Annotated in this window: 6 protein-coding genes and 2 pseudogenes; 5 read left to right on the forward strand and 3 right to left on the reverse strand. The window is 62.2% G+C overall.

Annotation, left to right across the window (positions count from 1 at the left end; all coding sequences use genetic code 11):
* From DBR23_RS31280 to bfr, 3 genes and pseudogenes are all read right to left on the reverse strand, one after another.
* A pseudogene (locus tag DBR23_RS31280) lies at positions 1-882 on the reverse strand (PepSY-associated TM helix domain-containing protein); the annotation flags it as partial.
* Positions 879-1,187: a DUF3649 domain-containing protein gene (locus tag DBR23_RS20110; protein WP_108499376.1), complete on the reverse strand. Its 309-nt coding sequence runs from the start codon at positions 1,185-1,187 to the stop codon at positions 879-881. The gene DBR23_RS20110 and the pseudogene DBR23_RS31280, both read right to left, overlap by 4 nt.
* Before the next feature lie 427 nt (positions 1,188-1,614).
* Entirely contained in the window at positions 1,615-2,091 is a 477-nt protein-coding gene (bfr, locus tag DBR23_RS20115) for a bacterioferritin (protein ID WP_099729799.1), read from the reverse strand.
* Positions 2,092-2,362: 271 nt separating this feature from the next.
* Here bfr and DBR23_RS20120 point away from each other — a divergent pair, with 271 nt between their 5' ends.
* From DBR23_RS20120 to DBR23_RS20140, 5 genes and pseudogenes are all read left to right on the forward strand, one after another.
* Positions 2,363-3,460, forward strand: coding sequence for a hypothetical protein (locus tag DBR23_RS20120; RefSeq protein ID WP_146191383.1), 1,098 nt, complete (start codon positions 2,363-2,365; stop codon positions 3,458-3,460).
* Between the two features lie 556 nt (positions 3,461-4,016).
* Positions 4,017-4,592, forward strand: a complete 576-nt coding sequence (gene ahpC / locus DBR23_RS20125; RefSeq protein ID WP_108499378.1) for an alkyl hydroperoxide reductase subunit C — start codon at positions 4,017-4,019, stop codon at positions 4,590-4,592.
* A gap of 154 nt (positions 4,593-4,746) precedes the next feature.
* Positions 4,747-6,360 carry an alkyl hydroperoxide reductase subunit F gene (gene ahpF, locus DBR23_RS20130; RefSeq protein WP_108499379.1) on the forward strand — a complete coding sequence of 538 codons (1,614 nt, stop codon included), beginning with the start codon at positions 4,747-4,749 and terminating at the stop codon, positions 6,358-6,360.
* A gap of 187 nt (positions 6,361-6,547) precedes the next feature.
* Positions 6,548-6,901, forward strand: a complete 354-nt coding sequence (locus DBR23_RS20135) for a hypothetical protein (protein ID WP_108499380.1) — start codon at positions 6,548-6,550, stop codon at positions 6,899-6,901.
* Between the two features lie 179 nt (positions 6,902-7,080).
* Positions 7,081-7,309 (forward strand): annotated as a pseudogene (locus tag DBR23_RS20140) (transporter); the annotation flags it as partial.

The following is a 7,309-nucleotide window of genomic DNA, read 5'->3' on the forward strand; positions in this document are numbered from 1 at the left end:
TCCCGGTCTGCGCCGGGGGCGGCTTTCGGCTTTCTCGCCCTGCAGGTCGGCAAAGTACGTGTTGGAGTCCACGCCGTTCTCGCCCTTGTAGGCGGTGGCAATGCCTGCAGGCATGTAGAGCGTGTGGAAGATCATCAGTCCGCTGAAGGTGATCATCAGGTAGAACGGCAGCACCAGTACACCGCTGACGTTGTGTGCGTCCAGCCAGGCGCGCTGGCCGCCCTTGGTGGGGCGGAAGGTGAAGAAGTCCTTGAAAATGCGGCGGTGCGTGATCACCCCTGAGATCAGCGCCACAAACATCAGCATGGTGGCCACGCCCACCACCCAGCGGCCTTCGAGGGTCCAGCGCCCCTTCTGCGCGGTGCGCAGCTCGAAGTGGAAGCGGTAGAAGAAGTCGCCGCCCATGGTCTGGCGCGCGTCGATGGCCTCGCCGGTCTGCGGGTTCATGCGCAGCGTCTCGAAGCGGCCATTGCCCGTGTCGCGCCACAGGATGTTGACCGCAGGGTCGCGGTCGTCGGGCAGGTGCATGATCCACTGCGTGACGTTGGGCACCCGGCGTACCAGCGCGTCCAGGGCTTTTTGCGCCACCTGCGGATCGGTGGCATCCACCGGCTGCAGCCCATGCATCTCGGGGCGCATCCACAGGTTGAACTCGTTCTTGAAGAACGACAGCGTGCCGGTCAGGAAGATTGCAAACAGCAGCCAGCCCAGGATCAATCCGGCCCAGGTGTGCAGCCAAGACATGGCCTGGCGGAATCCTTCGCGGTCGTTGGGCGCCTTGGGCTTCTTGGCTGAGCGTGCTGCTTCAGACGCAGTGTTGGCCGCGGTGGCTGCAGGGGCCCGTTCGGCCGGGGTTTGCGATGGGAGTGTGCTGCTGGTCATGCCGCTGCCTTCATCCAATGCGGTGCCGTGGCGCAGGCGCCCAGCACCAGTGCAGGCAGCAGCGTGCCACCCCAGGCGCCCCAGGCGGTGCGTGTGTAAAAAGCCCAGCCAGCGGCGGCGGCATACACCACCCACGAGAGCATGGTGGCCGTGAGCACAGCCTCCACGCGGGGCATGCATTGCGCAAGCATGAGCGACAGCGCCGCCGAGAAGCCTGCCGCCAGCGCGTAGCCGCCCCCTATCGCCGCCACGGCGCGGGAGGTGATGGCCAGTCGGTAGCGTCCATCGACGAGGGTGGCCTTCATGGCAGGGCCCGGGGAGACCCGGGGGTGTATGTGGGCAAGGGCCCCGCAAGGCAGGGGCGGGTCGTACGGTGCGGCATCAGCAAAGAGCTCCAGACAGGTGTGTGGGTACAAAACGCACAAACGCTGGCTGCAACGGGCGGCTGGAGCCGGGCTGACTGGCTTGCTGGCGGGCTCGGGAATCAGGGTGTCACTGAACCCGGCCGCTGGTGGTAGGCTGATATTCTACTTTTGTTGAGAAGCATTCGCATTTGTGTTGCGGGAATTTTCTTCCGTTGATGTGCACTTGCAACAACCCGTGATCGCAGGGGGCATTGCTATCCCGGAGAAATATTCTCAAAGTTGCAGCGCGCAGGCACAAAAAAAACGGGCCGAAGCCCGTTTTGATTTTTCTGCCCGCTTTCGTGGACCGATCTGGCGATCCGTGGCCTTACTCCACATCGCCCATCTGCGACTGCAGGTAGTTCTGCAGGCCCACCTTGCCGATCAGATCGATCTGGGTTTCGAGGAAGTCGATGTGCTCCTCGGTGTCGTCCAGGATCTTTTGCAGCAGGTCGCGCGATACATAGTCGCGCACGCTTTCGCAGTGGGCGATCCCATCCTTGATGGTGGCTTGGGCGCCTTGTTCGGCGCGCAGGTCGCAGGCCAGGATCTCTGGCACGTCTTCGCCGACCTGAATCTTGGCCAGGTCCTGCAGGTTGGGCAGGCCGTCCAGCGTGAAGATGCGGTCCATGAGCCAGTCGGCATGCTTCATCTCGCCGATGGATTCCGAATACTCCTTCTTCGCCAGCTTGTCGAAGCCCCAGTGCTTGAGCATGCGGTAGTGCAGGAAGTACTGGTTGATGGCGGTGAGTTCGTTCTTGAGCTGGGCCTGCAGATGGCCAATGACCTGTGCGTCACCTTTCATGGGGACTCCTTGTTCTGGTTTGTGAATTGATGCGACACACATTGTCGTGACCTGCATCAACCCACGCAAGGTAAGCCCCTGCGGTTACGCAATGGCTGCGTTTGATGTTGAGAGGTGTTCGCGTTCAGGAAGAAGCATGGTGCCGCCTGTGTATGCGCACTCAATGGTCAAAAAATGGTTGTTGCGCCAGGGCAAACGTGGCTCATTTGCAAGACGCCACACCGTTCGACATATGTGGCACTGAGCAAGCGGCGCAATTCGGGAGCACAACATGGCACCACCAATCCATTTCCCCTATTTCCCTTCGGGTGGCATGGCACGCATCCGGGCGCGCGCCGCAAGCCTGTTGGCGGCCCTGGCCGCAGTGGCATTCCAAGCCACTGCGGCGGAGATTCATCCCTATGAACTTGCAATGCTTCAGCAGCAAGTTCAGCGTACCGGCTGGGTGCGGGTCATGGTGACCCTCGATCGCAGCGCCTGGCGCACGCGGTCAGAAGAACAGACATTGCGGCTGCAGGCCTTGGCCGATCGGCTGTATGCGGAATTGGGCGATTCCGCTTTTCCCACTGGCCGCAGGAACAACGGATTGGGGTGGATTGGGTTTTATACCGACTCGGCGGGCATCGCCCTGCTTTCACGCACCGCATTGGCCGAAAAGTTTTCCATTGATCCAACGGGCCGGAGCTGGGGGCGTGAACGTGCCGGTGATGGCAGCTTCGAAGCGATCGACGATGCGCTCGTCGCCTCACCCACCGTAGAGGTGGACTTGGTACTGGCTACCGAAGAGCCGCCATATACCCTGCTACCCGACGGCAGCACCCGCTTTGACGGCCCCTCGGAAGTGAACGAAGTGCTGGACCGCCTGCTTACCGAGCCGTTTGCGCAGCACATCAAGGGTATCGACCGCAGGCAGAACCCCCAGCTCGCGCCTGTGGTGCCGGCCAAAATTGATCGGGTGGCGTTTTTTGGATTGGTGGAAAGCGTGCATGTGCGGGCGGTGCGGCCGCGTGGTTTTGTGCGCCAGCCGTCGGCCATCTGGCATGAGGACGCGCTGCGCGTTGCGGCGCGTGAAGGCCGTGCGGAAATCCATATCCTTCTGCGAGGTGGCGTGACTTACACACACTTGCCTCACCAAAGCCCCAAGGCGCGCCGCTACCAGATGGATGCCAACACCCGCGCGTTGGACGAGATTCTCAAAGCTGCCGGTGTGGAGGCGTTGCCCGTGCTTTCAGAGGTCGATGCGCACATGGGGCTGGTGTACCTTTTTATCACCAGGCCACAGCTTGAAAAGCTGTTTGCTCAACGGGACCCGCGCATCCTGAGCGTGGATGTGAACAAGGCGATTGGTGGGCTTGCCAGTAACAACTAACCGGTGGGTCCGGTCCCAACGCGCGGCGTTCGCGCAGCGCTGAATCCTGTGGCTCTACGCGTTCGTCACCCGCACTACCGCGCCGCTCCCGTACGAGCGAAAGCTATAGCAGGGCGGCCCACACCCGCATCCAGCGGCATCAGCAGGTGCTGGCGCACGGTGTTGCGCAGGCAAAGCGTGGCAAGCGTCACCACTGGCGGGGTTTAGAGCTCTTCACGGAACAAATCAGCAGTGTTTGGAGCTTGTGAATCAGGCCTTTGCTATGAATTAGTGAGCTTTAGGCGCTATTCGTTAAAGCGCGATAGCCGTCTTTGACCAATATCTTGGAGCGCAAGGCAAGCCCCTGCTGTGGCGCGCGGGCTGCGTGTGATGCTGAGAGGCGTTCGCGTTCACATCCTGTGTGCCCTGCGGCTCGCCAGGGATGTCACCGGGAGGTCGTACGGTGCGTTGTATAGTAATTGGCAATTGATTCGATGTAATCAATTAATTGGATTGATGGCTTGGAAATGCCTAAACTTCAGTCCTGTTCAGTCAACCAACCACAAAGGAAACAGCAATGTCCCTGATCAATACGCAAGTTCAGCCCTTCAAGACCACCGCTTTTGTCAACCGTGCCGGCAAGGGTGAATTCATCGAAGTGACCGAGCAGTCCCTCAAGGGCAAGTGGTCCGTGCTGATCTTCATGCCTGCAGCCTTCACCTTCAACTGCCCCACCGAAATCGAAGACGCTGCCGACAACTACGCTGAATTCCAAAAGGCCGGTGCCGAGGTTTACATCGTGACCACCGACACCCACTTCTCGCACAAGGTGTGGCACGAAACCTCCGACGCCGTGGGCAAGGCCAAGTTCCCGCTGGTCGGCGACCCAACGCACCAGCTGACCAACGCTTTCGGCGTGCACATTCCTGAAGAAGGTCTGGCACTGCGTGGCACGTTCGTGATCAACCCCGATGGCCTGATCAAGACCATGGAAATTCACTCCAACGAAATCGCCCGTGACGTGTCGGAAACCCTGCGCAAGCTCAAGGCTGCCCAGTTCACCGCCGCCAACCCTGGCCAAGTCTGCCCCGCCAAGTGGAAGGAAGGCGCCAAGACGCTGACGCCTTCGCTGGACCTGGTTGGCAAGATTTAATCCACGGCTCCTCCAAAGCCGGACAGCGTCATGGCGCCATCGCGCCATGCCGTCCGGCTTTTTTACGCCCGGACGTTGACAAGCAGGCTTGAACTGCAGCCTTTTTGGCGTCACCCTCCCAGACACCACAACTCGAATTTCAAAGGACACCACCATGCTCGACGAACAACTCAAGACCCAACTCGCCGCCTACCTGGAGCGCGTGCAGCAGCCGTTTGAGCTGGTGGCTTCCCTGGACGACAGCGAGACGGCGCGCGACATGCGCGAGCTGCTGACGACCATCCAATCCCTGCGCAGCGACAAGATCACCCTGCGCACCGACGGCAACGATGCACGCAAGCCATCTTTCAGCCTGCAGCGCCTGGGCGCCGCCAACAGCCTGCGCTTTGCCGGCCTGCCCTTGGGCCATGAATTCACCTCGCTGGTGCTGGCCCTGTTGTGGACGGGCGGCCACCCACCCAAGGTCGAGCAGGATGTGATCGACTCCATCAAGGCGCTGGATGGAGACTTCAACTTCGAGGTCTACATGAGCCTGACCTGCCACAACTGCCCGGACGTGGTGCAGGCGCTGTCGCTGATGGCCATCGTCAACCCGAAGATCAAGACGACCGTGATCGAAGGCGGCGCCTTCCAGCAGGAAGTGAACGACCGCGAAATCATGGCCGTGCCCATGGTGTTCCTGAACGGCCAGGTGTTCGGCTCGGGCCGGATGACCATCGAAGAGATCGTCGCCAAGCTCGACACCGGCTCTGCCGCCCGCGAAGCCGCCAAGCTCAGCGCCAAGGATCCGTACGACGTGCTCATCGTCGGCGGTGGCCCCGCTGGCGCGGCTGCCGCCGTGTATGCCGCCCGCAAGGGCATCCGCACCGGCGTGGCGGCCGAGCGTTTTGGCGGCCAGGTGAATGACACGCTGGCCATCGAGAACTACATCTCGGTACTCGAAACCGATGGCCCCAAGTTCGCCGCCGCGCTCGAAGCCCACACCCGCGCCTATGGCGTGGACATCATGAACCTGCAGCGCGCCGACAAGCTCATCCCCGCCGCGCAGCCCGGTGGTTTGATCGAAGTGCAGCTGGCCAACGGCGGCTCGCTCAAGGCCAAGACGGTGATCCTGTCCACTGGCGCCCGCTGGCGCAACGTGAATGTGCCCGGCGAAGCCGAGTACAAGAACAAGGGAGTGGCCTACTGCCCGCACTGCGATGGCCCGCTGTTCAAGGGCAAGCGCGTGTCGGTGATCGGCGGCGGTAACAGCGGTGTGGAAGCGGCTATCGACCTCGCTGGCGTGGTGGCCCACGTCACGCTCATCGAATTTGCCGACCAGCTCAAGGCCGACGCCGTGCTGGTCAACAAGCTCAAGAGCCTGCCCAACGTGACCATTCACACCAACGCGCAGACCACCGAAATCACCGGTGCCGATGGCAAGGTCAATGGCCTCAAGTACAAGGACCGCGCAACCAACGTGGAGCACACAGTAGCGCTGGAGGGCGTGTTCGTGCAGATCGGCCTGGTGCCCAATACCGAATGGCTCAAAGGTACGGTGGAGCTGTCGCGCTTCGGCGAAATCATCGTCGACTCGCACGGCCGCACCAACATCCCCGGCGTGTTTGCGGCGGGCGATTGCACCACCGTGCCTTTCAAGCAGATCGTGATTGCAGCGGGCGATGGCTCCAAGGCAGCGCTGAGCGCCTTTGACCACCTGATCCGCATGCCCGTGGTGGCCGAAGGGGCCAAGGCGCAGGCAGCGCAGCCCGAGGCCGTTGCTGCTTGATGTCGTGCAGGGGATGGGGGCGGATGCTGCCCTCGTCCCTGCAGGCAGGGCGGCCCGGAGCGTGAATCCAGCTGCGGATTCAGGCCTGGGCGTTTTGCCACTCAACCACGCAAAGTCCTTCAACCCGGTCTGGGCGATCCGCTGTTTTTTTAGGGGTTCTACAAACCTCCCTAGAATCCGGCTGCCCATGCGCCGCTTGCTGTTGATCTTCCTGTTGGTGTTCATGCCGCTCCAGTCCATCTGGACGGCTGCTTCGCCCTATTGCGGGCATGAAACGGCGCCGCAAGCCTCGCACTTTGGCCACCATGCGCACGATCATGTGGCCGATGAGTCTCCTGTCCATCCAGCCAAGACATCCAATGCCACCCCGGTGGACATGGACTGTCACGCCTGCCATGGCGCGGGCAGTGGTCTCGCGCGCAGTCCCGGTGACCACGCCATTGTGGTGACTGCAGCACGCCCGCCGGGCCAGGCTGCATCAACCTGGCCGCCAGCGCCGCTTTCACGCCCCGAACGCCCCAATTGGCCCTTCCTCGCCTGAGCGGCGAGGCGGGGGCTCTGGGCTGTCACGTTTCTATTTTGTTGATGGTGTTGAAGAGCTGCCTTTTGAGGCAGTCGCGACGCGCGCGCTGACGCCTGCGTGTGCTGCTGATCGGCTCTTCCTCCCATCGCGCCTCGCCGATTTCAACCTGTGGCCCCTGGCCACTGCAGAGGAATCGGATGCAATCAACGAAACGACGACACCATGCGCCCGCCGCCGCCGTAGCGGCTATGGCGCTGGGCGTGGCACTGCTGGGCAGTGCCACGCAGGCCCAGACCCTGACAGCCCACCCCGGCACGGCGCCGCTCACACTCCAGGCCCTGTTCGAGCAGGCCTGGCAGCGCGAGCCCGAAGCGCAGTCAGCAGCTTTGCGGCGCGACGCCGCGCAGGCCACACGCAGCGCGGCGG

It is taken from the genome of Acidovorax sp. HMWF018, from assembly GCF_003061035.1.
GTDB lineage: Bacteria > Pseudomonadota > Gammaproteobacteria > Burkholderiales > Burkholderiaceae_C > Acidovorax > Acidovorax delafieldii.